This is a genomic window from Corynebacterium sp. ES2715-CONJ3 (assembly GCF_024814365.1).
GTDB lineage: Bacteria > Actinomycetota > Actinomycetes > Mycobacteriales > Mycobacteriaceae > Corynebacterium.
The window spans coordinates 235,893-260,565 of record NZ_JANUXS010000002.1; the positions used below are offsets into that span (position 1 = coordinate 235,893).

Consider the following 24,673-nt stretch of genomic DNA (forward strand, 5'->3'; position numbering starts at 1 on the left):
AGCTCAGTGGCGTTGCGTTATCGTGACAGAGATTTAAGCGCGGGTAATGGTGATTTCCCCGATATTGGTGGTGGCAGTAAGAAAAAGGGTTGGTCCTTTATCCTGTCCTTCAACCTGCGATGACCCAGGACACTGAAAGGTCCCAATATTAACCGAACAGGAAATTGAGGTATTCATACCGCGGGGGATGAGAACCTCGATTGTTCCTGTCGAGGTGCTTAAATCTAGGTTACGGTCACGGTCGAGAGGAGGAAGAGAGCGTAAATCGAGCTCGATACTGCCTACGTGAGTGGAATAACTCTCCTGTAAATCTTCATAGGTTTTTATCTCAGCGTCAATCGAGCCAATATTCATATCTGACGAGGGCGAGGCGCCGAATACCGCCACTGATTGCACAATAATGAGCCCGATAATTCCGAGGATGATTATGGGCCAAGCGCTGCGCTCGGGACGGTGGGGAGTGGTAATGAGGGGATCAGAAACCGAGTAATTAAGTGCCGAGTCGTCGAGGGGATACCACTGCGAGCCTAAAGGATCGGGGCTCCACCTACCGGTATGGGTGGGGTCATAGGGGCGGTCTGCATAAAAATCCATAGGAGGTGGTGTGCTCACAGGTGGTAGAGGATAGGTGGAATATCGGGCAAAAGTAATAAGGAGAAAAGCAAGGGTAATAAAGATGCCCGCAACGCTGCTAAGAGCGTTAGGGGAATCAGAGATCAGTATTACCAGTCCCACCGCCACTAAAGGCCACCACCACGCGCGCGATGGACGACTAAGAGAATTCATTGAGCCTAAATCTATAGGGCCCTCGCCGTGCTCAGTGCCACCGCGGGGAAAACACAGCGCACACGCAAGGTAGATAATCAGCCCAGTGCTATGATGCCCAAGGCAGGCCGCTACAAAGGCTAAACGTACGACATTGGGATCGATGAGATAGCGTCGCCCTAGTGCTTCGCATACCCCTAAGAGAGGGCTTGAGGACGGGTGCGCAATTGTGGGGCGGGTGGCCCAATACGCGGCCCACTGCTTCTTGTCACACAGGTGGTGCAGAATATTCTCGTGAGCTTTGTCCGCGGCAGATTGAGGTGACGCGGAGAAAGAATGATGTGAAGGAGAAAATTCCATACCATCATTATTCGCTCAGGGGAGCGGGAAAGTCTATCGGGATCATCCCTGATTTTTTAAAGATCACCTCTTGCGATAACCCTGCATCTATAAAGGTTAATAAAGATAGGGGAGAACCCCGATGGCGTAGAGAGATATAGACGTGCCAGTATAAAAATATGGCTACACCACATATGTCTATCCCCACGTTCTATCGGCATCGCGATAGTGGGATGATTGGCGGAGTATGTAGCGGAATAGCCACCTACTTCGGAGTCAATGTGGCATGGGTGCGCTTAGGTTTTGCCGGAGCGTCGCTGCTGGTGAACGTCGGCACGCTTTTTTATATCTTGATGTGGATCGCTACCGAATCGCGCAGAGGTCTTCCCCCGCCACCTGATCGTTTTCGAGCTCCGGTGTCCTGGGGCTTGGTGGGGATTACAGTCCTAGGCGCGCTAGTAGATATCCACAGCGCGCGCTCTATTGGCTTTTTAGTATTTATTGCAGGCGGCGCCGTCATCACATGGTTCGCTCTGGACCGAGGTAAATCGATCATAACGCTAGTTCTCATGGTCGTCGGCACCAGCATGATCCTGGCTGGAGTGGTCATCGGGGCAGTACGCTGGCGCGTCGAACCAACTTTTCCCACCGCAATTGGCACAGTGCTCTTAACACTCGCAGGGGTGGCAGCCTTGATGGTCCCAATAGGAGTGCGAATATGGCAGCGTATGAGTGCGGAGCGGGAGGAGAAAATACTGAGTGCTGAGCGCGCCGAGATAGCGGCCAGGCTGCACGATTCGGTGCTACAAACCCTCGCATTGATCCAAAAACACGCAGAATCTCCGGCCGAGGTCATACGGTTGGCACGTGGTCAGGAACGGCAATTACGGCGCTGGTTATTCGAACCGGAAACCGATACCACTCTATTTACTGCGATTGAGCGTGCCTGCGGGGAGGTGGAAGATATCCATGCGGTACGCATCGCGCCAGTAACCGTAGGCCACGATCAGTTGCTCGAACCGAATGTGCAAGCACTGGTACTCGCCGCGCGGGAGGCGATGGTCAATGCCGCTAAATATGCTCCCGATTCTGAGATTGATGTCTACTGCGAGAATTTTGATGATATCCATATCTATATCCGCGATCGCGGCCCCGGGTTCGACCCACAGCACATTCCAGCGGATCGCCATGGGATTCGCGATTCCATCTGTGGCCGGGTTGAGCGTGCTGGTGGGAAGGTGAATATTCGCTCGCAACAGGAGGGGGATACGGGTACTGAGGTGGAGATTATCTACCCGATATAGCGACCGGGTATAAGGACGGTGAGTTTTAAGGGATAATAATAAATATGAAAGTTTTTCTTGTCGACGACCATTCCGTTTTCCGCGCCGGGGTGCGCGCTGAAATCGGTGATCACGTCCAGATTGTGGGCGAGGCAGGAAAAGTGCCAGATGCCATTGAGGGTATCCGTCTGACTACTCCCGATGTTGTTCTTCTTGATGTTCATATGCCCGATGGGGGTGGGGTAGCGGTTATTCACGCTGCCAAAGAGATGGATCCCGCTCCGCGGTTCTTGGCCTTAAGCGTCTCTGATGCCGCCGAGGATGTGATTGCGATCATCCGGGCGGGGGCGCGCGGTTATGTGACGAAATCAATTGATGGGCCCCACCTTGTCGACGCGATGCGGCGAGTTAATGACGGTGATGCAGTCTTTAGTCCGAGGCTCGCAGGTTTCGTCTTAGATGCTTTCGTATCCCCCGATGCCCACAGTGGTTCCGGGGTCATTGATTCCCCCGAATATGATGCCGCCATCGAAAAATTGGCGGGGGAGAATACTGCTTATGAGATCCGAGAGATTATCAAAAACGACCCAGTAGTCGATGCCCTCACCAGACGTGAATTAGAGGTACTGCGCTTTTTAGCCCGCGGCTATACCTATAAGGAAATTGCGCGCGAACTGTTTATTTCGGTCAAGACCGTGGAAACGCATGCGTCGAATATTTTGCGCAAGACCCAGCAGTCGAATCGCTATGCCTTAACGCGCTGGGCGCAGTCGCGGCACCTCGACTAGTAGCAGCGATCGTAGATGGTGACGCAACTACCCCCTTCTTCCTCTTATTTTTCTCATATTTTAGATAAATAGCCAGCTTAGATGATGTTTTCTAGGGTGCTCTGTGCTTTCGTGGGGGTTTGACAAGACGGAGTGAAGGTATTTAGATAAAAGATGTGAATCAAACAAGTGTTCGAAAAGTGGAAGGTGATGCAGCTCCGAGCAAGGAGCTGCGCATCGCCGCTTTGCGGGCACAAATGGCTCAGATCGCCCCAGTTTTAGAGCCCGATCACCACCAGCACAGTGAGCATTCCCAAGCAGAGCAGCACTCCTATACCGAGCAGGAGATTGTGGCCTTGGGTGCTGATTTACGTGATATTTTCCCCCATGGAGGTTTAAAACGGCGAGCCGTTGCACTCATGGATTCACCAGCACTGCTTGCTGTGGAAATGCTCGCCCATATCAGTAGCGCCGGACTCTTCAGTGCAGTGCTAGGGTGGCCAGAATTAAGTTATGCGGGGATATCTGAAAGCGGTGGACAGCTCGATCGTATTATTGCCGTCCCAGAACCCGGCGCGCAGATATGGGAAGCCGCCGCCATTTTAGCCGAAGGGCTTGATGCCATCTTTATCAACAGTGAGCAAGCAACCCTCACGCCCAGTCGAGCGCGTCCCTTCCTTGCGAAGGTGCGCCACGGAAAAGCAGCCGTTATTGTACTGGGAACGCATATCCCTACATCATGGATGGATATTCGCGCCCAGATTACGGGTTTTCGGGGAATTGGATACGGTACAGGCCGTATTAAAAGCATTGATATGCAGGTAACCACTACGGTGAAGGGAATAGCAAGAGAAAAGCGGATTACTATCGGCCACCGTCCTCACCTATATGCCGTTTAATGCGCACTCTAGCTTTATGGTTCCCAGACTGGCCGGTGCAAGCAGCAGTGATCAGTGGCTTGGCCACGCATATGCAACCGGTCATTATTTCGCAGCAGCACAGCGTGACAGTGTGCAATACCCACGCTCGTGCTCGTGGAGTGAAGCGAGGGATGCGACTACGAGCGGCTCAGGCCCTAGTGCCCGAAGCAGCCATTATTGCAGGTGATGCGGAGCGAGAGGGGCGAACTTTTGCTGATATCACCACCTCACTCGATGAAATAGCAGCGAGCGTTGAAGTATTACGGCCTGGACTTGTGGTAATGAATGCCCACGCTATCGCCCGCTTTTATGGCAGCGAAGCGAAAGCCACAGAGAAAGCTCTCGCAGCTAGTGCACGGCAAGGCGTTGACTGCGTAGCAGGTATTGCAGATGATATCCCTACCGCTACGATCGCCGCTCGCTATGGGAAAACCGTCGAGCAGGGATGCTCCCAAGAATTTTTGGCTCCGCATCCGTTATCGCTGCTCACTATCGAGCCGAGCCTCGACTGCGATGCGCACACAGTGTCTACTTTCATGAGCATGGGGGTGCAAACCTTCGGCGATCTAGCAGCCCTTGATAGGACAGCGGTTCATACCCGCTTTGGGCATATGGGGATGCGCTGTCACCGCATTGCGTGTGCAGCAGAGAAAAGGTTGATCGCTCCCGATAGTCCAGTTAGTGATATGGCCCTTGAATACCGGCCAGAAGAAGCCATCAATCGAGTGGATACCGCGGCCTTTGTCGCGCGCTTTCTAGCAGCGAATATTATCGATACCCTCCGCATGCATGGTTATGAATGCGTCCGTCTCAAAATAACCGCCACTATTGGTCATACGCAGCTGGAACGGATATGGAGGACGCGCGAAGCACTGACCGAACAAGCGATAGCCGATCGGATGCGCTGGCAACTTGCTGGATGGATTACGGCACACGCACCCGAGGGAGAAGACGATGATGCGTTAGGTATTACCGAGATCATCATTGACCCCGTAGAGTGCCGAGTTCCTGCCCCGCGAACCTTATTAGGCAATGAGGCCGATGAATACCAGAGTCAGCGGGTTATTAGCCGCGTGCAATCGACCCTTGGGGTGGATCGCGTAGTTCAGCCCACACTCATTGGGGGAATAGGGGTAACCGAGCGTGTTATTTTCACCCCCTATGGTGAAGATCCGGTGAATATCGATCAACAATCGTGGCGCGATGCCATCCCTGCTCCTTTGCCAGCGCGCGTGCTCCACCCAGCGGCGCGGTGCCAGCTTCTTGACGGTGCCGGTATGCCGGTTGAACTAGACAAGGACCAGATGCTCTCAGCCCCTCCTGTCACGATGCGGTGGGGAAAGAAAGTATTTTCTTTGCATTATTGGGCTGGTCCATGGCCCTTTTTGGGGCAGTGGTGGGCGCAAGAAGCCTCGGGCGCGCGTCTTCAGGTAGTGGGGGAGGATATGCACAACAACCCACAGGCATGGTTATTGCTGTGGGTTGCGGGGGTGTGGCGGGTCGAAGCTACTTACGATTGACGCTTACTGTTTACGGATATCAATAACCACGCGCACGGGGTTGTCGAGCACCTCAACCGAATAGGGGGCTGGAGAACCGTTGAGTCCAATGACAAATTGCCCACGACCTTCGAAAGTGCCCGAAGGTTTTACCGCGGTGACGATAGGGCCTGGGCCCTTGACTAGATCGGTGACAGCATCGGAATCGAGTCCTACCTCGAAGGGGAGAACAAGGCCGTCGATATTAACGTTGAGGAAGCTATCACCTGGAATATCAACGACTAGACCAGAGGCCTGCTGGGTGGGAGTATCCACATAGTCGATATACCAACCAGGTTTCCCCGTGCCTGCGAATTCGATAACAACTCGATCGAATCCCTTGTGGCTACCAATGCGAACTTCTTGAGGCACTAGTAGGGAGGGGACCGAAGGGCGTTGAGTGCGCATTTCTTTAGATGCCTCACCGAGGGGTGTGATTCCAGCACTGGCACTTGAAGAGGCAGCAGGGGAGGAGAAAGCTGTGCCAGTTTGAGCGGCCGAGGTGAAATCTGCAGTGGACTCGGTAGGAGATTGCGGGGCGCAAGCGCTGGTACAAGCTACTAGGCTTGCCGCGCCTGTGGCCACGAGGGTGCGCATCAACGTAGGTCTACTCATAACCTCAACTGTAACTACCGCACCAAATAAAGGGAATTATAAAAGCTTAAAACACTAAATTGTTGTCAAATTGCAACAGTTACCGAGTGCCAGGTGCGCTGGGATTAACGATACCCCCGCTAGCACCCTAAAAAAGGGGCGCGCTCGCAGCGCATAGAGGAGCGGAAGTTCTCCACGGGTCAGTAGATCGGGGCTTTTCTCAGGAAAATAATCACCTCACAGATCCGAAGACGGGGGCGATTAGCCAGAAGCCCGCTATCACCGCATAAACTTCGCAGCCTTTGCGCACTGCGAGTACGCCGTATTGAGCACTAAAAAATATGCGTCAGTTATGGTCATAGACATAGACATAGACATAGACATAGACCAGCCCGGTACCGCAGTCAGGGATGAAACCGCTTTTAGGCATGCGCTTAAGACTGGGCATTGGCCACGGCAGACGGGGCAGCGCTTAAAAGATGTGCCTATTATCGACGCGTACGAACAATCCTATAAGGCTGCTTAGTCCCATGGTGGGGCGGGGCGATCTGAGGGCATGCCGTCGATGTCTAATCGTTTGACGATGGCTAGGCGGGTGCGGGGCTACGTCACCCAGTCCACAAGCCCCGTCTACGCGTCCCAGGGCACGACTGCGAAAGCCAGTAGCAGTGAGCCTAAGACGTTAGGCACTACGGGACGTAAAGGTGGATAGAAGACTGCAGAATGTCGAGAGACCGACCCCGAGGGCGACCATGACCAGGCCCAACGGCAGAAACTCGCAGCAGCCAACAAAAGATAATTTCGCGGGAGCAGCTGGAGCTTGAGTGCGGCATGGGCGATTGAGTTTTCTTCTCGTGCAGCGAAGGATTTTAAGAAGTTTGACTGACCAGTGCAGCTACGGGTTTTGTTCTTGCGTGAGATTGCGCAGTTGGATAATCCACACGATCGGGGGAAAGCCCTGACGGCCAATAAGCGGGGGTCGCGGCGTTGGCGTGTAGGTGACTGCCGTATTGTTGCAGATATTGTGGAAGATACCGTGGGGATTGTTGTCGTTGATATTGGACACCGGTCTACGGTGTACGACTTTTAGGACGGCACCCAGGTGCGCGTGCACGAGGTTAAGCGTCACTCAAGCACCAGTAGGTGTTTTCGTCGAGCTCCCTTGAGTGGTTAATTCCTGCAAAGGGGCTTTTTGTCTAGGCATGCGGCCAAGTCGGGGTGCGTAGTGCGTTGTTTTCTCTGCTGACCTTCTCGCTTGTGCTGTGTGCCCGATAGATGGGGTTTGCGGACATGTAGCACGATCTACCCCTTTAAAAACAATCCCCACGGGGGCACGGTAGTAAAAATGCTATAGATTATTTTTCTACATCGGTTACATTATTTACTGACCCCATATTATTAGGTTGACCTAACTTAAACTGCCTTCTCCGAAAGGAAGTTGAAGTGTCTGAAAATAGTGTTAAACATATCGTGAGTATGGCTCCTGCTGATATTGCAACTGTTATTGGGGTAGTTCTGACTCTTCTTAGCGTTGTGGGAATTGGGTTAGGGATAGGTTCTGCTACGAACCCCAACCTGTCAAGTGATACGGGTTCTCGTCAAGTATGGGATTGGGATTCTCGGAAAGGTTTGGAAAACGAAACTCCACTACGCTGGAACTCTCATGAAGTCATTGGTGGTGGGGAAAAAGTACGAGTCTTTTTCAATATTGGAACTCCAAGTTGTTACGGAATTCGATCGGAAGTAACCGAATCTCGGACAGCCGTAACCATTTCTTTGTTTGAAGGTTCACTTCCTGATGCTCCTGAACAATGTTCTCTTGTAGGAACAAGCGCGTCAACCGTTGTCGAACTTGCGCGCCCACTATCTGGTCGATTGGTTCTCCACGGTAACTAGAACCCATCTGTAGTTGTTTCTGCAAAGCTTCTTTGCCGCATCGAGGGGAGTGACCTTGGTGTGGTGATTTTTGAGGGTTGCGCGTGGTGAAAATGCGCCCCTCTCTCAACTCTCTTAGGTGCTACTAAGCTACCAGGAGGGGTCAATCTGTTGGCCTTATCCAAAATTGCAGTACATCTATGCCGTTAGTCGGTTAATATCAGGCCAGAAAAATTTTCCGCTCTGGTAGTGGAAAGCGGCATGGCGCGAAAAAAGAATGAGAATAACGATCAATTAGATCTTTTCGAGGAATTGAATCGGCTCTATCAGAAGCAAGAGAAGGAGCGCAATAATGTATCGCAAGCCAGAAATTCTACGCAGCACAGTGAGCAGCGTGCTGGAGACACTCAACCAAGCGGAACCGACATACGCGGAAGTAACAAAGCGGCACCGAGAACTCAACGACCAGGTAGAGGAGATGGCGCGAAGCCTAGCCCCAGCGGGGCAGGAACCTTCCCCAAGGCATTGGGAGGAGGCTTATTCGGAGATTATCGCCCTAACCTCATGACAGTTGTATTTATTTAAATGCTTGCAACCTAACCCTCTACGAGGTTTACTAAAATTCCTTGATAGGATGCTGTACCCACCTCTCGACCAAAGGGTAGGCTAAATCTCACAGCATTGTCTGGCAGCAGCGCTCATCGAACTATTACTTTTTCTAATCCCTGTGCGAATGGAGCTGAGAGAAAAAATTTCCGCTACTATACCCCCACCTCTCCAATCGTTGTGTTCTGATTCCCACCTCGAGCCGCTAGCAGGCACCGCGAAGAATGCACACACCTATATCCTCGTCGAAAAGCCTGGTAGCTGGAGTAAAGATATCCTCGATGGCAATACCTTTAACGCCGCCGATACTGAGGTCCTCACCCAATTACCCCAGGTGTTGCTCATACGCCGGCCGGGGCGCGCTGGGCACCAAGTGAACTCTGACGGTGGATTCCGCATATATATCGTCTATGTTGCAGCGGGCATCGTAGAGATGGCTCAAATCAATCAGATCAGCGACCTCCTCGATTTCGATTTTTCTGGGCCCGGGCACAATGGCGGTCGCACCACGGTGGTAGCGGAACCGGTGGTCTTGGTATGCGCGCACGCCAAACGGGATCGGTGCTGTGCGATTAAGGGCCGTCCGATAGCGCGCCATCTTTACGAACGATTTCCGCAAGGGCATATTTGGGAGTGCAGTCACACCGGCGGGCATCGTTTTGCTCCGAGTCTGATCCTCTTTCCGTGGGGTTATTTCTACGGCCGCTTCGATGAGGAGGATGCTCTACGCATCTATATGGAAGCTCAAGCGGGTCGGCTCTATTTGCAGGGTAATCGTGGGCGCGGGCTGTGGGATAAGCGGGGGCAGGTTGCAGAATTGGCGGTGCGGAATCATCTGGCCGCCCAAGGTGAATCGCTCCCTATTGGGGCAACGGGGGTAGTGGACACCATGGTAACGCTTGCCGACGGTCGTGTCTTTGATAGTGAACTTATAGCGCGCACAGTCGACAATGCGCATATTTCCTGCACAAAACCACCAAAATCCGTGGACATTTGGGTGGCTACTGAGGTGAGACAACGCCTTTAGGAGTATAAAATAGCACTACCCCCGTTATCTCAATAGGGGTAGTGCTGTGGAGGTTTTCCTGCGAGCCTTTAGCGGCGCATCACTTTCTTCGACAGCCAATTGCCCAGCAGCTGAGCGATTTGAACCAAGATAATTATGGTAAAGACCGCTATATACATCACCTTAAAATCGTAAGCGCGATAGCCATAGACAATAGCGAAGTCGCCCAAGCCCCCGCCGCCGATATAGCCGGCCATCGCAGACATATCCACGATAGCAATAAAGATGAAGGTATAGCCGAGGATTAAGGGCCCGAGAGCCTCGGGGATAATAACCTGGGTGATAATCTGCCACGGTGTAGCGCCCATGGCGCGTGCTGCCTCAATAACGCCTGGATCAATACTGATCAAGTTTTGTTCCACAATGCGCGCAACGCCGAATGTGGCGGCGATAGACATACCGAAGATAGCAGCATTACGCCCAATTTGAGTGCCCATCACGATCACTGTCAGTGGCCCTAAAGCAGATAGCAAAATGATAAACGGAATGGGGCGAACAAAATTGACGAGGGTATTTAAGGCGCCGAAGAGGAATTTATTGTGGAGGATCCCACCCTCGCGGCTGGTATAGAGCAAGACCCCTAGGGCTAGACCCAAGGTTCCGCCAATGGCCAGGGTTAGCAAGACCATGACGAGGGTATCAGCAATAGCAGTAGTGAAGGTTCCACTTAGGCGCGACCATTCGGCTGCTACGACAGTGGTGGTCATCTGATGATCTCCTCAATCTCGGTGGTGTGGGTGAGATGCTGATAAAAATCGTCAATAGCAGCGTCGTCACCGGTAAGGCGCACGGTTATTTTGCCGAAAGATTTATGCTGCAAGGTGGTCACGCCGCCGTGGACGATGCCAATACCTACCCCTCGGGAGCGCGCTTGGGCGGAAGCAGTGAAAAACCCGGAATTCTCCGATAATGTGATCGTGAAAAAGCGACCTGGGTGGTAGAGCAGCTCATCTGCTTCAATGGTATCGGGGGTATTGCGCAGACTCGTGGCCACGAAGCGCTTGGCCACATCGGTGTGCGGGTGGGAGAAAATCTCGTAGGTAGAGCCATATTCCACCACACGGCCATTTTCCATCACAGCGACTTTATCGGCTATGGAGCGGATGACATCCATTTCGTGGGTGATCACCACGATGGTAATACCCAGTTCGCGATTGACCTTACGCAAGAGGTTGAGAACTTCTTGAGTGGTCTCAGGGTCGAGTGCGGAGGTGGCTTCGTCGGCAAGCAAGAGAGCTGGATCGGTGGCAAGTGCACGGGCAATACCCACACGCTGCTTTTGCCCGCCAGAAAGCTGTTCGGGATAGTTATGCCCCCGATCGCTCAAGCCCACGAAGTCGAGAAGTTCCTGCACCCTAGATGTGCGAGTTTTCTTATCAACCCCCGCTAGTTTGAGGGGGTACTCGATATTGCCAGCGGCAGTGCGGGACTTCATCAGATTGAACTGTTGGAAAATCATGCCGATATTGCGGCGCAGTTTCCGCAGTTCCCGTTCGGGCATACCCACAATCTCAGTGCCGTCGAGCCGCAAAGATCCCGAGGTTGGGGTATCGAGTCCGTTGATCATGCGCACTAGTGTGGATTTACCGGCGCCAGAATAACCGATAACCCCTAAGATTTCTCCGGCGTCGACAGCAAGGGAAACCCCGTCGAGGGCGACGATATCCGTCCCCGATTTTTTCTTGGAATGGAAAACTTTAGACAAGTTTTCAAATTCAATACGTGTTCCGTTCACGGATGTCCTTAGATAGCTTCGGTTAAAAAATCTTCATGCCAGCCCACACCCTAACCAGTAACGATGGAGATCGTCGCTTCCTGATAACCGTGATAACCGTGGCTCCTGCATGGGGGGGGGAGAAGGCGCAACGATTATCAGGTGAAAAGGGGTGAAAATGTGGAGCTCGAGACTATTTAGTCTGGTCTTCTAGGCGCTGGAGTATCGCCTGAAGAGCTTCAGGGGTGCTCTCTACGGGAACGGACGTGCCCTTAGAGTCCTCGGCGTTAGCAGCTAAGACCTGAGGATCATGCCAGAGTTGAGCTAGTTTCAAAATGGTGGGGTCATTCTTCTTGGATTCGCGCACCACGAAAGCGTTGATATAAGGCTCCGCCTCAGGTGCATTTGGGTCATCCTGGAATATAGCGAGCTTCGGATCAATTCCGGCCCGATCGAGGAAAGAATTATTAATGATTGCTGGCCTACCTTCGCCGTATGCGGCGGTAGTTTGTGCGGCATCCACAGACGTTACCTTCACCTTGGATTCTTTTTCGATGATATCGGCTTCGGTGGGGGTCAAGCTGCCCTGGGCTGCTGGCTTTAAGGTCACTAGATCAGCCTGAACGAGGACGTTAATGGCGCGGCCTAAATTCGATGGATCGTTGGGGACGATAACAGTTTCTCCCTCGATGCCATCGAGGCTAGAATGATCCTTCCAGAAAAGCGCGAGGGGAACAATCTCCGTGGCTCCCACTGGAACCAGATCGGCATTATTGCCCACATTATATTCGGCGAGGAATTTCAGGTGCTGGAAGAGGTTAACATCTAGCCGATCTTGGGAGAGCGCCAAGTTGGGGGTTGAGTAATCGGAGAAATTAACAATATCTAGGGTGATATCGTTTTCCTTTGCTACCTCTTCTAAAGCGGCCCATACCTTCTTGGTGCCATCGGTCGTGCCGATGCGGATGGTGGTGCTGCTATTTTCGCCGCCTGGGGTGGCAGTATCATTAGAGCAGGCGGTCAGACCGCCGGCGGCTAGGAGTGCGGCAGTGGAGACTGTGATAATGCGAGAAATATTCATGATGACATCACCTTCAGGTTGATAAGTATTTGTTTATGAGGGATAGGTAAGGCAACGGCCTGCTGCACCCAGCTTGTTATAGTCGAGGCCCATCCGCGTTTCTGGCCTTCAAGCAGGTCAGCGTATGTGTAGATGGTGGCATCCCACCCGATTCCTTAGGGGAAAAGGGGGAGTGTGAGCCGATCTGAACCAAGCTGTCTCCTTAACCTAGCGTGAAGCGTATCCTAGTCAGATTTGGTTGTACAGCTTAGTCTAGTTTTGGGATCGCCTTAAATTCGTACGTATGTTCTAAAATATGATATATATTTCTTGTGGACCCAGCAGGAAATTTTCACGGAAAGCCGCTCAGTTGGTCACGTTTAGAGCGATATTTATCAGGAAAAGAAGCGTGCGAACTGCGGGCTCTACAATCCGAAAGCTTGGAAAAAAATAGCACACCTGTTCAATATTATTCACCCCGATCTCATGTAGAACTCCACGCGGCTAGCTGCTTTAACTTTTTACGCGGCGCATCCACTCCAGAAGAGATGATCGAAGCCGCCGTAGCAGTGGGAGTAGAAGCTATATCTTTGCAGGATAGAGATGGTTTTTATGGGGTAGTGGCCATGGCTGAAGCAGCTGCTGCGCATGGAATAGCTACCGTTTTCGGTGCCGAATTAACACTTGATACCGCTATCCTCTCCGTGATCTGTAAAAACCCCCGCGGATACCAGTTGCTCTCCGAGCTCATTTCCCAAGCCAAGATGGCGGGGGATAAAGACCACTGCCATTACCCCGATCTTCAAGCCATCGCCACGCAGCTATCTGGCCACTGCTATATCCTTGCGTCAGCAGAATGGGCCGAAGAGATAGAAACCCTTTACCAAGCCTTCGGGGCGGAGAATATCCTCCTCGAATACGTGGTGAGTATGAGCCCGACCGATAGCGATGCGCATGCCCTTTTAGACGCACTTCATACTCGCTACCATGGCGAATTAGCGGCCATTGTGACCACGCGGGCATGTGCGGCTCATAGCGGAGCCGCCCCAGTAGCCCAAGCGAAACAAGCGCTGGAGCGTAATCAGGCACTCTCTAGCGCTGCACCTCAACTCGCCGCGATGGGCGCTATGTGGCTGCGTCCGCGTGATCATATCGAAAGTGTTTTAGCTCCACACCACCGACGCTATATCGATCACGCCTGTACCATCGCGCGCGAATGCGCCTTTCAGCTCACCTTAATTAGTCCCAATCTCCCCCAATGGGAGGTACCTGAAGGGCACGACGAATTTAGCTGGTTAGAAGCCTTGGTCCACGAGCGCTTCCCCCAGCGTTATCGCACTAGAGATAAAGAGATTAGGCACAAAGCTGAAGCCCAAATCGCCCATGAACTCTCCGTCATTAAACAACTAGGATTTCCCGGATATTTTCTGATCGTCAGCGACCTCGTCGATTTCGCGCGCACGCGAAATATCTTGTGCCAAGGCCGCGGCTCGGCAGCAAATTCCGCTGTGTGCTTTGCCCTAGGTATTACCAATGTGGAGCCTGTAGCCGCAGGTCTGCTCTTTGAGAGGTTTTTATCTCCCGACCGCGATGGTCCCCCCGATATCGATGTCGATTTCGAATCCACACGTAGGGAGGAAGTTATCCAATACTGCTATGAGCGGTATGGGCGTGAAAACGCTGCGCAAGTAGCTAATATTATTAGCTACCGCCACAAAGGGGCCATCCGCGACGCCGCTCGCGCCTTAGGCTATGCCCCAGGGGCTTCAGACAGCTGGTCAAAAGGAATAACCGAACCCCCACAGGTAGTTTCTACACTTGCCAACCAGCTCTGCGGACACCCCCGCCATCTAGGCATCCACTCTGGGGGTATGGTGATCTGTGATCGGCCCATATCTAGCGTGGTGCCCATAGAATGGGCCCGCAAAAAAGGTCGCAGCGTCGTGCAATGGGATAAAGAAGCCTGCGCGTCGGCCGGGCTGGTCAAATTCGACCTTCTAGGTCTTGGTATGCTTGAAGCTCTGCATCACATGATTGACCTGGTCAAAGAGAGTACAGGCGATGAGATTAACCTGTGGGAACTCGATCTAAGTGACCCCAATATCTACGAGATGCTCAGCCGGGGCGATGCCATAGGAGTCTTCCAAGTAGAATCCAGGGCCCAGCTTAATACCCTGCCCAGATTAAAACCGCGCTGCTTCTTCGACCTCGTCGTGGAAGTTGCTCTGGTACGCCCAGGCCCTATTCAAGGTGGGAGCGTGCACCCATATCTGCGGCGGCGTAGTGGGGTCGAAGAGATCAGTTTCGACCACCCTGTGCTAGAAAAATCTCTCTCCAAAACTTTAGGCGTGCCCCTGTTCCAAGAACAGCTTATGCATATAGCCGTGGATGCAGCCGGCTTTACTGGGACCGAGGCAGACGCCTTACGTCGCGCTATGGGTTCTCGTCGATCAGCAGAGAAAATGTCTCCACTAAAAAAACGCTTCTATTCGGGCCTACGAGAAACCAACGGGATTACGGGGAAAACAGCGGATAAATTATGGAATAAGATCGTAGCTTTCGCGGCCTACGGCTTTCCAGAATCACACGCGCAATCTTTCGCCTCACTGGTTTACTTCTCTGCTTGGTTTAAGTACTACTACCCAGCCCAATTTTGTGTGGGACTCATGCGGGCCCAACCCATGGGCTTTTATTCTCCCCAATCCCTCCTTGCCGACGCCCGTCGGCACGGCATCAGGGTTCTCCCCGTATGCATAAATTCCTCGCGTGCGGAGCCTACCGTCGAAAAAACCGAGGACGGGTGGGGGATAAGGATCGGACTAAATTCCATCAAGGGGCTCCATAAGGTCTCCGATATTGTCGCTCATGCCCCTTACAGCACAATTGCTGATGTGGCGCGCCGGGCGGATGTGAAAACCAGCGATATTGAAGCCCTCGCCCAAGCAGGAGCCCTTGATATTTTTGGAACTGAACGCAGGCAAGCTCTGTGGCAGGCAGGTATAGCGGCCACCGAAAAACCTGATATGTTGCCAGGACTCTCGGTACTGCAGGCGCCGAGTCTACCTGGAATGAACGCTTTTGAGTTAGCGGTAGCTGATATCGCCACCACAGGGCTCACCCATGATAAGCAGCCCATGGTGCTCTTTCGAGAGTATTTGGACAGCGTGGGTATCATTCCCGCCGCTGAGCTATTGAATATCCCTGACGGTACCCGTATTCGAGTGGCCGGAACCGTCACGCACCGCCAAAAGCCCGCGACGGCTGGGGAGGTCACATTTATCGGTATGGAAGATGAGACAGGACTGATCAATGTGGTGATCACACCTGGGCTCTGGAAGCGACAACACGTCCTCGCCCGTACTGCCACCGTGCTGATCGTGCGCGGTATCGTGCGCAACGCAAACCGAGTTGCCTCTATTAGTGCTGATCTCCTAGAGGAATTTTCCCCTGCTGAATTACTCAGCGCTGGTTCACGCGACTTCCACTAAGAAACGGGGCACCGCGCACAGTACAGCGGCATGCGGACAGGGAGAGAAAGTGTATCCTCATTGGGTATGGAGAGATCGTTGCATGCTGTTCATCCGAATCTAGTGAAAGTACGCTATATCTCGCGCCTGCCGTGGCTTATCGTCGCGCTGATTGCCTCTCTGGTGTGGTTTTTTCTCTTTGAGCACTGGGTATGGGCGCTGGCTGTTCCCCTCGCATTACTGGCTATAACCTGCTGGTTTATCTGGTGGATCCCTCGCCAAGTGCACTTTCTTGGATGGCAAGAAACCTCAGAAGAAATCATCATTGCTAGTGGGCGACTCTTTCGCAGCATACGCATTATTCCCTTTGGCCGGGTGCAATATATTGATGTACTGCAAGGCCCCCTTGAGCGCATATACGGACTCAAAACTATCCATATCGTCACAGCTGGCGATGATGCGAGCTATATTCCTGGCTTAGAAGCCGAGACCGCCGAAGCCTTGCGCGAGCGCCTGCTCACATTTGCCAAGGAAAAGATGATCGATCTATGAGCGATATAGACAAGCACCGCCTCCACCCTTTGACCCCAGTGGCTAAAAGTGGCGATGTCATCGTTGCCACCACTGTCTTTGCTATCACCGCCGGCGGCTCCAGTCTCGGAGAACTCGTTGATATGGTGCGCAATAATTGGGATACGGCATACCTGCGGGCAGTTCTGTTACCACTCGTCGCACTCATGGTGTTTCTTGCCATCGTCGGCTCTCTGCTCTATGTGGGCTGGAGAGCGATTAGCTACGAAATTCACGGGACCGAAGTGGTCTACCGGTCGGGGATTATCCGCAAAAAGGTTCGGAGTGCTCGCTTCGATAAGATTCAAGCGATTGAATTATTCGAACCGATCAATGCGCGCATTTTTGGGCTGGCAGCGGTGCGATTAGAACAAGCTGGCGGGACTAATAGCCATGTTGACATCGCTTATCTCAAGCGCGCCGACGCGCTTGCGCTCAAAGACCAGCTGCTCGGGCAAACCCGCCGACACACCGCAGCGCCTACTCGTGAAAAGCTAGATCGAGCTGAGGATAAACCTTCTCCCCATAATTCACCACAGGACACAGCTACCCTTTCCCCAGAGATTATCGTGCCACCCATACCTGTATGGATGTCACTTACGGCAGCCGCGCTCTCCAAATCGACGCTGATCTCACTGCTGATCACAATTCCTCTCTTTATTTTTCAGCCACTACCTACGATCGCTATTTTCTCTTTCCTTCTTCCCTTAGTAGTCAACGCCTTTCAGATCATTGATCGTTCGTATCGCTTCACAGTTGAGCGCGATGGTGAAACCCTCAATATCAGTTATGGGCTGCTGAACTTGGAACGAAAAACTCTGCACGCTGAACGCACTCACGCGGTTGATATGGTGCAACCAGTGACCTGGCGGCTTCTCGACTGGTGGTTGGTGCGCGTGTCTGTGGCAGGTTATGGCAATGCCGAACGCGGTATGCTTGTTCTCCCCATTGGCAATAAAGAAAAAGCGATGAAAGTTGTTGCCGCTCTCATGGGTACTACCATAAATCCCGATCTAAAAGAACAATCGTCAGCAGATGACCTCGATAATATACGGCCTCAGACGTCGAGGCCGTGGGAGATTTATCGCAGCCCACAACGAGCTCGGTTTGTTTCCCCTATCGACTGGAATAGGCAGTATGTTCTGCTCAACGAGGATTTTATAATCAGCACACGCGGGCGGATCGGGCGCAGTGTCGCCATGGCTCACCGCCGACATATCCAGCACCTAGAGCTAAGCCACGGACCATTCGAACGTCTCGCTGGGATCGAATCGGTGACCATGGCTATCATTCCTGGCCCCGTGACCATCAAAGCTCGCCAGTTGGGTCTGCAGGACGCGCGCGGGCTCATCGCCGAGGTGGCTGAACTAGATCTCAACCACTATCTCTCAGTTTCGAACCGATAGGGGAGGCACAGCCTAAGCGCCGGATAGGATAACGGCGCCCTGCTCTGAAATCTCAGCTCTAGAATCTCAGCTTTAGGATTCGGCTGCGCCTTCAAATCCGAACTGACGCCACGCTTCGAATGTGGCAATGGCAGCGGCATTGGCAAGATTGAGGGAGCGTCGACCTGCGAGCATGGGAATGCGCACGATGTCGGTTATGCGGGGGTGGTGGAGAGCCTCCTCGCTAAGCCCCGTTGGTTCCGGCCCAAAGAGTAAAATATCGCCACGCTGATAGCTGATATCTGCGTAATTGGTGGTGCCATGAGAACTGAAGGCGAAAACGCGTCCGTGGGGGAGGGAGGTAAAGACATCAGCGAGGTTCTCGTGAACGCTGAGCACTGCTAAATCGTGATAATCTAAACCTGCCCTGCGCAGGTTTTTATCTTCAAAATTAAAACCAAGAGGACCAGCTACATGCAGGTGTGCGCCAGTTGCCGCGCTGAGCCTGATGGCATTGCCGGTATTGGGAGGAATGCAGGGCTGATCGAAGACGATATGAAGCAGAGACATACGCAATATACTAGTGACTAAGAGAAGAATATATGCCAGCCGAAATCCTCTTTCCCGCGATTATCGCCATCATCGGCGGTCTAGGCGCTGCTGCTCTCCGCTTGCCGCCACTGGTTGGATTCCTTGCAGCAGGGTTCTTCATGAGCTTTCTCGGAATCGAGCACATCCCCGGAATTGAAGAACTGGGGGAAGTTGGGGTAGCCGTTCTCTTATTCACAATTGGTTTGCATTTAGATATTCGAATGCTCACGAAAATCCGAATTGTGGGCACAGCCCTCGGCCACGTTATAGCTAATACGGCCGTATTTGCACTTCTGTTTGGCGTTCTGTCCTCAGTACCTTTCTTGGTTTTCCTCGCCTCGGGGTGGACAAGTGCCTTGATAATCGGCTTGGCCTCTTCATTCTCGTCAACAGTCTTTGTCATGGCCATCATCGAAGAAACGGGGCGGGCGCGTTCGCGAGTTGGGCAAATATCCGTCGGCGTTTTAGTGCTCCAAGATATTTTCGCCGTAGCCTTTCTCGTTTTAGCGAGCGGACAAGTGCCACAACCGTGGGCCATCGTGCTCGTCGCTCTACCTGTCATTAGACCTCTGGTAGGTAGGTTGCCTGATCGCGTTTACCGGATCGAATTACTGGTTCTCGCAGGTGTTACTACCGCTATTGGTGCCTATGCTCTGTTCGAACTCGCCGGATTATCGGGAAGCTTCGGCGCCCTAGTCATGGGCTTAGTCATCTCCGGTCACCCCATTGCCGGGCGCCTTTTCACCGCCTTAACCAGCGTACGCGAACTCCTGCTGGTGGGATTCTTTATCGCTATCGGCCTGGGTGGTTTCCCTTCCATCGAGGGTTTATTATTAGCCGGTCTCCTCCTAGCACTGCTCCCTCTCAAGGCAGGATTATTCATGATAATCCTGTACAAAGTGGGAATGTCGAGTCGCACTGCGTTGCTGACGGCTGGCGCGCTTGCGAACTATTCGGAGTTTGGTCTGATCGTTGCCGCTCTCGCCGTGGAACGAGGTTTTCTCAACGGGGCGTGGGTGCAGATCATGGCCGTGGCAGTCGCTGGCTCCTTCGTCCTTAATGCCCTAGCGAAATTGAAGATGGACGTGCTATTCGACCGCTTGGTCGATATATTGCCGCAGCGAGACCCCTCCAAGCTGGCTGCTGGCGAACGTCCCCTTGATGTCGGCGGAGTTGACGCCATGATCTTAGGGATGGGACGCGTAGGTGCAGGTGCCTATAAGCGACTCACAGAGGCGTATGGGTTAACCGTGGCCGGGATCGAACACGACGAGTCACGCGTGAATGCGCTGCGTCGGCACGGGTATATTGTCTTCCATGGCGATGCCACCGACCCTGAATTATGGGCTCGCATGTGCGCTAGTTCCCATGAACCACAACTGCTGGTGCTAGCGATGCCCGATCATGGTGCCAATATCGAAGCCCTAGCCCACGTGCGCGCGCAAAGTTCGACCATCAAGACTGCGGCGATCGCGAAATATGGCTACCGTGCTCAACAGTTACGTGAGATGGGCATTGATGCGGGCGTTAACCTCTACTCGGGTGCTGGCACGGAGCTTGCCGACGTCGCCTTCAGAGCCCTTCACGGTTCTGAGGTGGAACTGGATTCCGAATTTCAGACCAACCCGCTTGATGCGGCCGGAAACTAGAACAGCGAACACCCCACAAGGCTGCCTAATCATGGAATAATTACCCCCATGACTGCTCTCAAACTTGACGGTAACCTATACCGCGATGAAATTTTCGCCGATCTTAAAACTCGCGTGGCCGCGCTCAGGGAGCGGGGAATTACTCCAGGTTTAGGGACCGTCCTCGTAGGCGATGATCCCGCCTCACACTCCTATGTGAAAATGAAGCACCGCGATTGCGCCGAGGTAGGAGTGCGCTCTATTCGCCGAGATCTGCCCGCGAATGCCTCCCACGAAGACTTACTCGCAGTTATCGAGGAACTCAACCACGATCCCGAATGTACGGGATATATCGTGCAATTACCGCTGCCGAAACATATCGACGAAAACGCCATCCTTGAGGCTATCGACCCAGCCAAAGACGCCGATGGTCTACATCCCATTAACTTAGGGAAACTAGTTCTCAACGAACCGGCACCGCTGCCGTGTACGCCCAACGGGGCGCTCCACCTGCTCAGCCGCTTTGGGGTAGCTACCCAAGGAAAGCACGTCGTTATCATTGGCCGTGGAGTAACAGTGGGTCGTCCCATGGGGCTGATGCTCACCAGACGATCAGACAATGCCACCGTCACCTTATGTCATACCGGGACTGTGGATCTCAAAGCGGAAACTCTACGCGCAGATATTATTGTTGCTGCCGCTGGAGTGGGGCATATGTTAACCCCCGATATGGTCGCACCCGGTGCCGCCGTTCTCGATGTGGGAGTGTCTCGAGTCGATGGTCGCCTCGTTGGTGACGTCCACCCAGGGGTTCTTAAGGTTGCCGGCTATGTATCTCCTAATCCAGGTGGCGTGGGCCCTTTGACGCGGGCCTTTTTAGTGCGCAATGTAGTCGAACGAGCCGAATCCCACCTCTTGGGGAACTAAGGCTACACGAGGCGATCGCTTAAATTCGTTGACCCCTCGGACTGCTTTGTGATTTCTACGCTCTACTCTTAGGCGCCTGAGCGCCTGAGCGCCTGAGCGCCTCGTCGAGAAGCGACCGAACTCGCAGCTCTGAGGCACAGCTGAGCGCTCTTACACAGGCATATCAGGTTTTGGAGGTTTTGAGATCACTAGGCTTTTTGAATACATTGGGGTTAGTTGCGCAGCACGGGAGAGAGGGCGCGCACGCTCGTGTCAGCAGATAACGCCATACGCGCCGTGGTGCAGAAATCAGAGGTCTTTTCCATGAAACCGACACACCCCGTCACACTAGCGGAGATCAAAGATCTCGATCGTCTACTCATCAACCCCCATGATGCCAATCTGAAAAAGTCCTCTGTCCCTCCACTTCTACAGCGCATTGGTATCGCTCTCTTTGTGGTGTTGGTTTTCCTGTCTGGTTTTCTTTCCTATACCGAACACTGGCGCCGCGCCACATTTGCTCTTGGAGCTGCCATGATGTGGCTGAGCTTATTGCGATTAGTCTGCGATTCTCGAGTGATGGGTATCCTCTCGGTGCGCTCGCGCGGAAAGGATGCAGTATTCACTGGATGTTTGGGCTTTGCCATGCTGTTTTTGTCCGCGTCCGTGGACGCACTCGGTAGTTAGAGGTAGTTAAGAATTAAGCCGCGTGCCTAGTGTCTCTCCATGGGGGTGCGCCCCCTATTGGGAACTTGGGGGTGAAATTGGGGGTGGTGAACGGTGATAAGGGTTCTTTAATTGGGGAAATTTTTGTAGATACTCCATCTTTCCCGACCCTCCACGATCAGGGAATGTCGCTAGTGAGGCTACGGATTCATGTAATCTTTCAAGTGGTAGAACTAATCTGAAGCCGATATCTTTTTACTTCCTACTTTGGGCATAGTGATCGTGTCATCGGAGGCAACCGATTGAGAGGCGTCAGTGGTGGGATGCTGTTCAGGCTTATCTTTTGACTGTGTCCATCTCGGGCTGAAACCCGGCAGCACCCAGATCAGCAGGAAGGTGAGACCAGCACCCAGTCCTGCACCGACAAGGCGGTGATCGTCACCGATAAGGAAATAAATGGCGGCGTTTAAGCCCGCGATAACTACCCAGAAGATGCCAAGGACAAATCCGAGCCTGCGGGGAATAAAACTATTTTTTTCGGCCCAGTCCAACTGCGGAAAACGATCGCGGGCCTCCTTGCGGATGCGTCGTGACGTACGTTGGGCGGGGGCAATGGTCGCGAAAAGCGTGGCTAAGAACGCAACGCCGAGCACGATTGCATCGCCCACGATAAAACCGAAACTGAAGAGGGCGAGTGCACCAGCGCAGGCGAAGCGTTCAAAGAGGCTCAGGGGAAGAGGCTGTTGGGGGTCCACGTCGGGGTAGAGAAATTGAAAGGAGTCGCTCGTGGAGGGGAGCCGATTAGTCAAAAGCAATCCTTCGATAGCGGGAATGGTCAAATCACTGGGCTAAGTGTAGCCTAATATTCACATTTTTAATATGTGCTTAACTAGAGGCTAGCTTGCTCATGTCAACCTAAATCTTTGCCCATATTATGCCCATACTTTTCGATCCCTGGTGGGGAGAAACGAGATCGATAGTGATGCCAACTCGTTATCCGGTGAGTACTGCTCCCAGATATTATGGTCCCTTCAAGGGCCTTGTGCGGAGCACGGCAAAAAGCCTCGTCGTCATCCCAGCTCTCTTGGGACTACTTTTCCTCAGCGCACCAACTGCTATGGTGCCAGAAGCTGCAGCTCAAACCACCTGTGCTATGAACTGGGGTGTGAAAAAGAGTTTTCGGGAATATATTGTTGGCCCCATTGCTCAGGGGGGCTGGCAGCAAAGCTCGGGGATTGGCTTTACTGGCTCCCCGACCGGGGCTGATAGCGCCTTCGTATTTACTCCTGGTAAGGCCACGATCGAGAGCCCCAGTGAGGCGATTATTCCTATGCAAGGGGTGCTGAAATTTCAAGGACATAAAGCAGCTGACGGCTCTCAGTACTTACTCGATATGGAGATCAGCGATATCAAAGTCAAAGCCTCGGGTATTACGGCCGAAATTATTGCTGACTACAAATCTTACGAAGCCGATATGACGCAGGTGGAGAAAACTACGCGTGGCGCCCCAATCAGCGGCGATGATGTCACCATCGCTATTATTTCCCTCAATAATGCCGTCAATACCGAATCCGGGATCGTTGATCTAGGTGGCACTGTGACGCTCGCCGCTGGTGGAGATGCCCTCTTCCTCAACGCCTATCAACAGGGATCGCTCTTAGATTCGACCTCGGGAACAGTTAAACTGGATGGATCCTGCCAAAACTCCAGTACAGGCGACTTTGCAGCAAATGGTACTACCGGCGGCGGCGATTTCTGCGCCAGCGGACTTAGGCGTATCGACGGTAATTTTTCAGGTACTGCGGGTGAAGTCATGGGCATGGTCTCGGAGTTTAACGACACCATGGGGGCCATTCACACATTGATGTGTAATTCCATGCGCTTTACAGATACGGTGCATAAATTTGCAGGCCTTGAGGATAGTAACCGCACCCAGCCGGCCAACCCCAATCAGCAGGCCGCCCAATCGAGTACCAATCAACGCACTGGTACAGCATCAGGCACAACCGTGACACCAGGCGGGGTGTCAGATCCTAGCGCACCAAATCCCACGCGCATGACGTACAATACCGCGGTTTGTCAGGCAGCGGATGCTCGCGGAATCGCGCAGGCGGATGCTCGATGGGGGATTAAAAAATCCTTTCAATCCTATATCACAGGCTCAATTGCCAAGGGCTCATGGTCACTCGCGGGTGTGCGTTATACGGATGGACAGTTCATCTTCAGCGGTCGTTCAGGTGCTATTGACCCACAGGCGCGCACCGGTACGATTGCTTTTAATGGGGGAGTGAAATTCACAGGCCACCAAGGGGTGCTCAATCTCCAACTGACCAACCCAGAGATACAATTTACGGGCTCAACCGGGCAACTCGTTGCGGCAGTGACCTCTTCTGATACCTCGGGCACGGTCAGCAATTATGGGCGCGTCGTCGTGGCTAACCTACAGTTCGATTCGCTTGATCTTAGTGATAGTTCAGCTAACGGCGCAGCTCGTGTCACTTTGACTGCGGCTGGAGCGCGCGCTTTCGCGGGCTTCTACGAACCAGGTATTGATCTCGATCCCTTGACTTTCTCCGCTACTCTAAAGCCGGGCGCTAATTGCGCGACGGGTCAAGGGGGACGTGCGAGTGCTGCAATAGCTGGCGATTCAGGTAGTGCTGATTCCTCAACACCATTAGATGGTACGCAGCTCGGTGAGGTGATATTTGGTGAGGAAGATGCCGCATTGAACTCGCAGGGTTACACCGAGGGCAAGTCGCGATTTAAAATCAAGAATTCCACCCAAGACGTCACGGGAATACCCATGGATGTTACTCCTGCTGCGTATGCACTCATGGCGCTTTCGGCATTTGTGATTGCAGGGGGCACCCTCTCCCGCTTAGTTATCAGTCACCCCGCCTCCTAAAATTTTTTAGTCAACCAACGGAGATAAC

At 53.0% G+C, this 24,673-nt stretch carries 22 protein-coding genes; 15 read left to right on the forward strand and 7 right to left on the reverse strand.

Annotated features, from left to right (window positions below; genetic code table 11):
- Positions 1-33: 33 nt before the first annotated feature.
- Positions 34-1,125, reverse strand: coding sequence for a PspC domain-containing protein (locus NXT00_RS03315; protein ID WP_259158049.1), 1,092 nt, complete (start codon positions 1,123-1,125; stop codon positions 34-36).
- Positions 1,126-1,283: 158 nt separating this feature from the next.
- On the opposite strand from NXT00_RS03315, the gene NXT00_RS03320 reads away from it, so the two are divergent.
- From NXT00_RS03320 to NXT00_RS03335, 4 genes are all read left to right on the forward strand, one after another.
- On the forward strand, positions 1,284-2,408 hold the full coding sequence (locus tag NXT00_RS03320; RefSeq protein WP_259077251.1) for a PspC domain-containing protein: 1,125 nt from the start codon (positions 1,284-1,286) through the stop codon (positions 2,406-2,408).
- A 44-nt stretch (positions 2,409-2,452) separates the two neighbouring features.
- Complete coding sequence (locus NXT00_RS03325; protein ID WP_259158050.1) at positions 2,453-3,175, forward strand: response regulator transcription factor; 723 nt, start codon at positions 2,453-2,455, stop codon at positions 3,173-3,175.
- Between the two features lie 155 nt (positions 3,176-3,330).
- Positions 3,331-4,053: a hypothetical protein gene (locus NXT00_RS03330; protein WP_259158052.1), complete on the forward strand. Its 723-nt coding sequence runs from the start codon at positions 3,331-3,333 to the stop codon at positions 4,051-4,053.
- Entirely contained in the window at positions 4,053-5,594 is a 1,542-nt protein-coding gene (locus tag NXT00_RS03335) for a DNA polymerase Y family protein (RefSeq protein WP_259077248.1), read from the forward strand. The genes NXT00_RS03330 and NXT00_RS03335 overlap by 1 nt, the downstream gene beginning before the upstream one ends.
- 3 nt (positions 5,595-5,597) lie before the next feature.
- Here NXT00_RS03335 and NXT00_RS03340 read toward each other — a convergent pair whose 3' ends face one another.
- Positions 5,598-6,227 (reverse strand): hypothetical protein, encoded by a 630-nt coding sequence (locus NXT00_RS03340; protein WP_259158054.1) that lies wholly within the window; start codon positions 6,225-6,227, stop codon positions 5,598-5,600.
- A 907-nt stretch (positions 6,228-7,134) separates the two neighbouring features.
- Between NXT00_RS03340 and NXT00_RS03345 the strand changes: the two genes are divergently transcribed.
- From NXT00_RS03345 to NXT00_RS03360, 4 genes are all read left to right on the forward strand, one after another.
- Entirely contained in the window at positions 7,135-7,296 is a 162-nt protein-coding gene (locus tag NXT00_RS03345; RefSeq protein ID WP_259158055.1) for a type II toxin-antitoxin system RelE/ParE family toxin, read from the forward strand.
- 353 nt (positions 7,297-7,649) lie between these two features.
- Positions 7,650-8,102, forward strand: a complete 453-nt coding sequence (locus tag NXT00_RS03350; protein WP_259077245.1) for a hypothetical protein — start codon at positions 7,650-7,652, stop codon at positions 8,100-8,102.
- A 240-nt stretch (positions 8,103-8,342) separates the two neighbouring features.
- Positions 8,343-8,666: a hypothetical protein gene (locus tag NXT00_RS03355; protein ID WP_259158058.1), complete on the forward strand. Its 324-nt coding sequence runs from the start codon at positions 8,343-8,345 to the stop codon at positions 8,664-8,666.
- Positions 8,667-8,814: 148 nt separating this feature from the next.
- Entirely contained in the window at positions 8,815-9,714 is a 900-nt protein-coding gene (locus tag NXT00_RS03360) for a sucrase ferredoxin (RefSeq protein ID WP_259158061.1), read from the forward strand.
- A 68-nt stretch (positions 9,715-9,782) separates the two neighbouring features.
- Here the strand turns inward: NXT00_RS03360 and NXT00_RS03365 are convergent, their stop codons facing one another.
- The 3 genes from NXT00_RS03365 to NXT00_RS03375 all read right to left on the reverse strand — a co-directional run bounded on the left by NXT00_RS03365 (position 9,783) and on the right by NXT00_RS03375 (position 12,548).
- The gene (locus NXT00_RS03365) at positions 9,783-10,460 is read right to left on the reverse strand and encodes a methionine ABC transporter permease (protein ID WP_259158063.1); all 678 of its coding nucleotides are present in this window, start codon (positions 10,458-10,460) and stop codon (positions 9,783-9,785) included.
- Positions 10,457-11,488, reverse strand: coding sequence for a methionine ABC transporter ATP-binding protein (locus tag NXT00_RS03370; protein ID WP_259077241.1), 1,032 nt, complete (start codon positions 11,486-11,488; stop codon positions 10,457-10,459). Before NXT00_RS03370 ends, NXT00_RS03365 begins: the two co-directional genes overlap by 4 nt.
- 172 nt (positions 11,489-11,660) lie before the next feature.
- Positions 11,661-12,548: a MetQ/NlpA family ABC transporter substrate-binding protein gene (locus tag NXT00_RS03375; protein ID WP_259077240.1), complete on the reverse strand. Its 888-nt coding sequence runs from the start codon at positions 12,546-12,548 to the stop codon at positions 11,661-11,663.
- A 311-nt stretch (positions 12,549-12,859) separates the two neighbouring features.
- On the opposite strand from NXT00_RS03375, the gene NXT00_RS03380 reads away from it, so the two are divergent.
- The 3 genes from NXT00_RS03380 to NXT00_RS03390 all read left to right on the forward strand — a co-directional run bounded on the left by NXT00_RS03380 (position 12,860) and on the right by NXT00_RS03390 (position 17,970).
- Positions 12,860-16,015: an error-prone DNA polymerase gene (locus NXT00_RS03380; RefSeq protein WP_259158065.1), complete on the forward strand. Its 3,156-nt coding sequence runs from the start codon at positions 12,860-12,862 to the stop codon at positions 16,013-16,015.
- Between the two features lie 66 nt (positions 16,016-16,081).
- Entirely contained in the window at positions 16,082-16,546 is a 465-nt protein-coding gene (locus NXT00_RS03385; RefSeq protein WP_259077238.1) for a PH domain-containing protein, read from the forward strand.
- Positions 16,543-17,970 (forward strand): PH domain-containing protein, encoded by a 1,428-nt coding sequence (locus NXT00_RS03390; RefSeq protein ID WP_259158067.1) that lies wholly within the window; start codon positions 16,543-16,545, stop codon positions 17,968-17,970. The genes NXT00_RS03385 and NXT00_RS03390 overlap by 4 nt, the downstream gene beginning before the upstream one ends.
- 72 nt (positions 17,971-18,042) lie before the next feature.
- On the opposite strand, the gene NXT00_RS03395 is transcribed toward NXT00_RS03390, so the two are convergent.
- On the reverse strand, positions 18,043-18,519 hold the full coding sequence (locus NXT00_RS03395) for a tRNA (cytidine(34)-2'-O)-methyltransferase (RefSeq protein WP_259077236.1): 477 nt from the start codon (positions 18,517-18,519) through the stop codon (positions 18,043-18,045).
- 32 nt (positions 18,520-18,551) lie between these two features.
- Between NXT00_RS03395 and NXT00_RS03400 the strand changes: the two genes are divergently transcribed.
- The 3 genes from NXT00_RS03400 to NXT00_RS03410 all read left to right on the forward strand — a co-directional run bounded on the left by NXT00_RS03400 (position 18,552) and on the right by NXT00_RS03410 (position 21,761).
- Entirely contained in the window at positions 18,552-20,189 is a 1,638-nt protein-coding gene (locus NXT00_RS03400) for a cation:proton antiporter family protein (protein ID WP_259077235.1), read from the forward strand.
- Positions 20,190-20,237: 48 nt separating this feature from the next.
- Positions 20,238-21,095, forward strand: a complete 858-nt coding sequence (locus tag NXT00_RS03405; protein WP_259077234.1) for a bifunctional methylenetetrahydrofolate dehydrogenase/methenyltetrahydrofolate cyclohydrolase — start codon at positions 20,238-20,240, stop codon at positions 21,093-21,095.
- A gap of 303 nt (positions 21,096-21,398) precedes the next feature.
- Positions 21,399-21,761: a DUF3017 domain-containing protein gene (locus NXT00_RS03410; RefSeq protein ID WP_259077233.1), complete on the forward strand. Its 363-nt coding sequence runs from the start codon at positions 21,399-21,401 to the stop codon at positions 21,759-21,761.
- 212 nt (positions 21,762-21,973) lie between these two features.
- On the opposite strand, the gene NXT00_RS03415 is transcribed toward NXT00_RS03410, so the two are convergent.
- Positions 21,974-22,549: a hemin receptor gene (locus tag NXT00_RS03415; protein WP_259158069.1), complete on the reverse strand. Its 576-nt coding sequence runs from the start codon at positions 22,547-22,549 to the stop codon at positions 21,974-21,976.
- A gap of 173 nt (positions 22,550-22,722) precedes the next feature.
- Between NXT00_RS03415 and NXT00_RS03420 the strand changes: the two genes are divergently transcribed.
- The gene (locus tag NXT00_RS03420; RefSeq protein ID WP_259158174.1) at positions 22,723-24,645 is read left to right on the forward strand and encodes an HtaA domain-containing protein; all 1,923 of its coding nucleotides are present in this window, start codon (positions 22,723-22,725) and stop codon (positions 24,643-24,645) included.
- Positions 24,646-24,673: the final 28 nt, after the last annotated feature.

Bases quoted from the DNA above. Each gene is read 5' to 3' on its own strand.
- NXT00_RS03315 (WP_259158049.1), bottom strand. From the start codon at position 1,125: ATGGAATTTTCTCCTTCACATCATTCTTTCTCCGCGTCACCTCAATCT.
- NXT00_RS03320 (WP_259077251.1), top strand. From the start codon at position 1,284: ATGGCTACACCACATATGTCTATCCCCACGTTCTATCGGCATCGCGAT.
- NXT00_RS03325 (WP_259158050.1), top strand. From the start codon at position 2,453: ATGAAAGTTTTTCTTGTCGACGACCATTCCGTTTTCCGCGCCGGGGTG.
- NXT00_RS03335 (WP_259077248.1), top strand. From the start codon at position 4,053: ATGCGCACTCTAGCTTTATGGTTCCCAGACTGGCCGGTGCAAGCAGCA.
- NXT00_RS03340 (WP_259158054.1), bottom strand. From the start codon at position 6,227: ATGAGTAGACCTACGTTGATGCGCACCCTCGTGGCCACAGGCGCGGCA.
- NXT00_RS03355 (WP_259158058.1), top strand. From the start codon at position 8,343: ATGGCGCGAAAAAAGAATGAGAATAACGATCAATTAGATCTTTTCGAG.
- NXT00_RS03360 (WP_259158061.1), top strand. From the start codon at position 8,815: ATGGAGCTGAGAGAAAAAATTTCCGCTACTATACCCCCACCTCTCCAA.
- NXT00_RS03365 (WP_259158063.1), bottom strand. From the start codon at position 10,460: ATGACCACCACTGTCGTAGCAGCCGAATGGTCGCGCCTAAGTGGAACC.
- NXT00_RS03375 (WP_259077240.1), bottom strand. From the start codon at position 12,548: ATGAATATTTCTCGCATTATCACAGTCTCCACTGCCGCACTCCTAGCC.
- NXT00_RS03385 (WP_259077238.1), top strand. From the start codon at position 16,082: ATGGAGAGATCGTTGCATGCTGTTCATCCGAATCTAGTGAAAGTACGC.
- NXT00_RS03390 (WP_259158067.1), top strand. From the start codon at position 16,543: ATGAGCGATATAGACAAGCACCGCCTCCACCCTTTGACCCCAGTGGCT.
- NXT00_RS03395 (WP_259077236.1), bottom strand. From the start codon at position 18,519: ATGTCTCTGCTTCATATCGTCTTCGATCAGCCCTGCATTCCTCCCAAT.
- NXT00_RS03400 (WP_259077235.1), top strand. From the start codon at position 18,552: ATGCCAGCCGAAATCCTCTTTCCCGCGATTATCGCCATCATCGGCGGT.
- NXT00_RS03405 (WP_259077234.1), top strand. From the start codon at position 20,238: ATGACTGCTCTCAAACTTGACGGTAACCTATACCGCGATGAAATTTTC.
- NXT00_RS03410 (WP_259077233.1), top strand. From the start codon at position 21,399: ATGAAACCGACACACCCCGTCACACTAGCGGAGATCAAAGATCTCGAT.
- NXT00_RS03420 (WP_259158174.1), top strand. From the start codon at position 22,723: ATGCCAACTCGTTATCCGGTGAGTACTGCTCCCAGATATTATGGTCCC.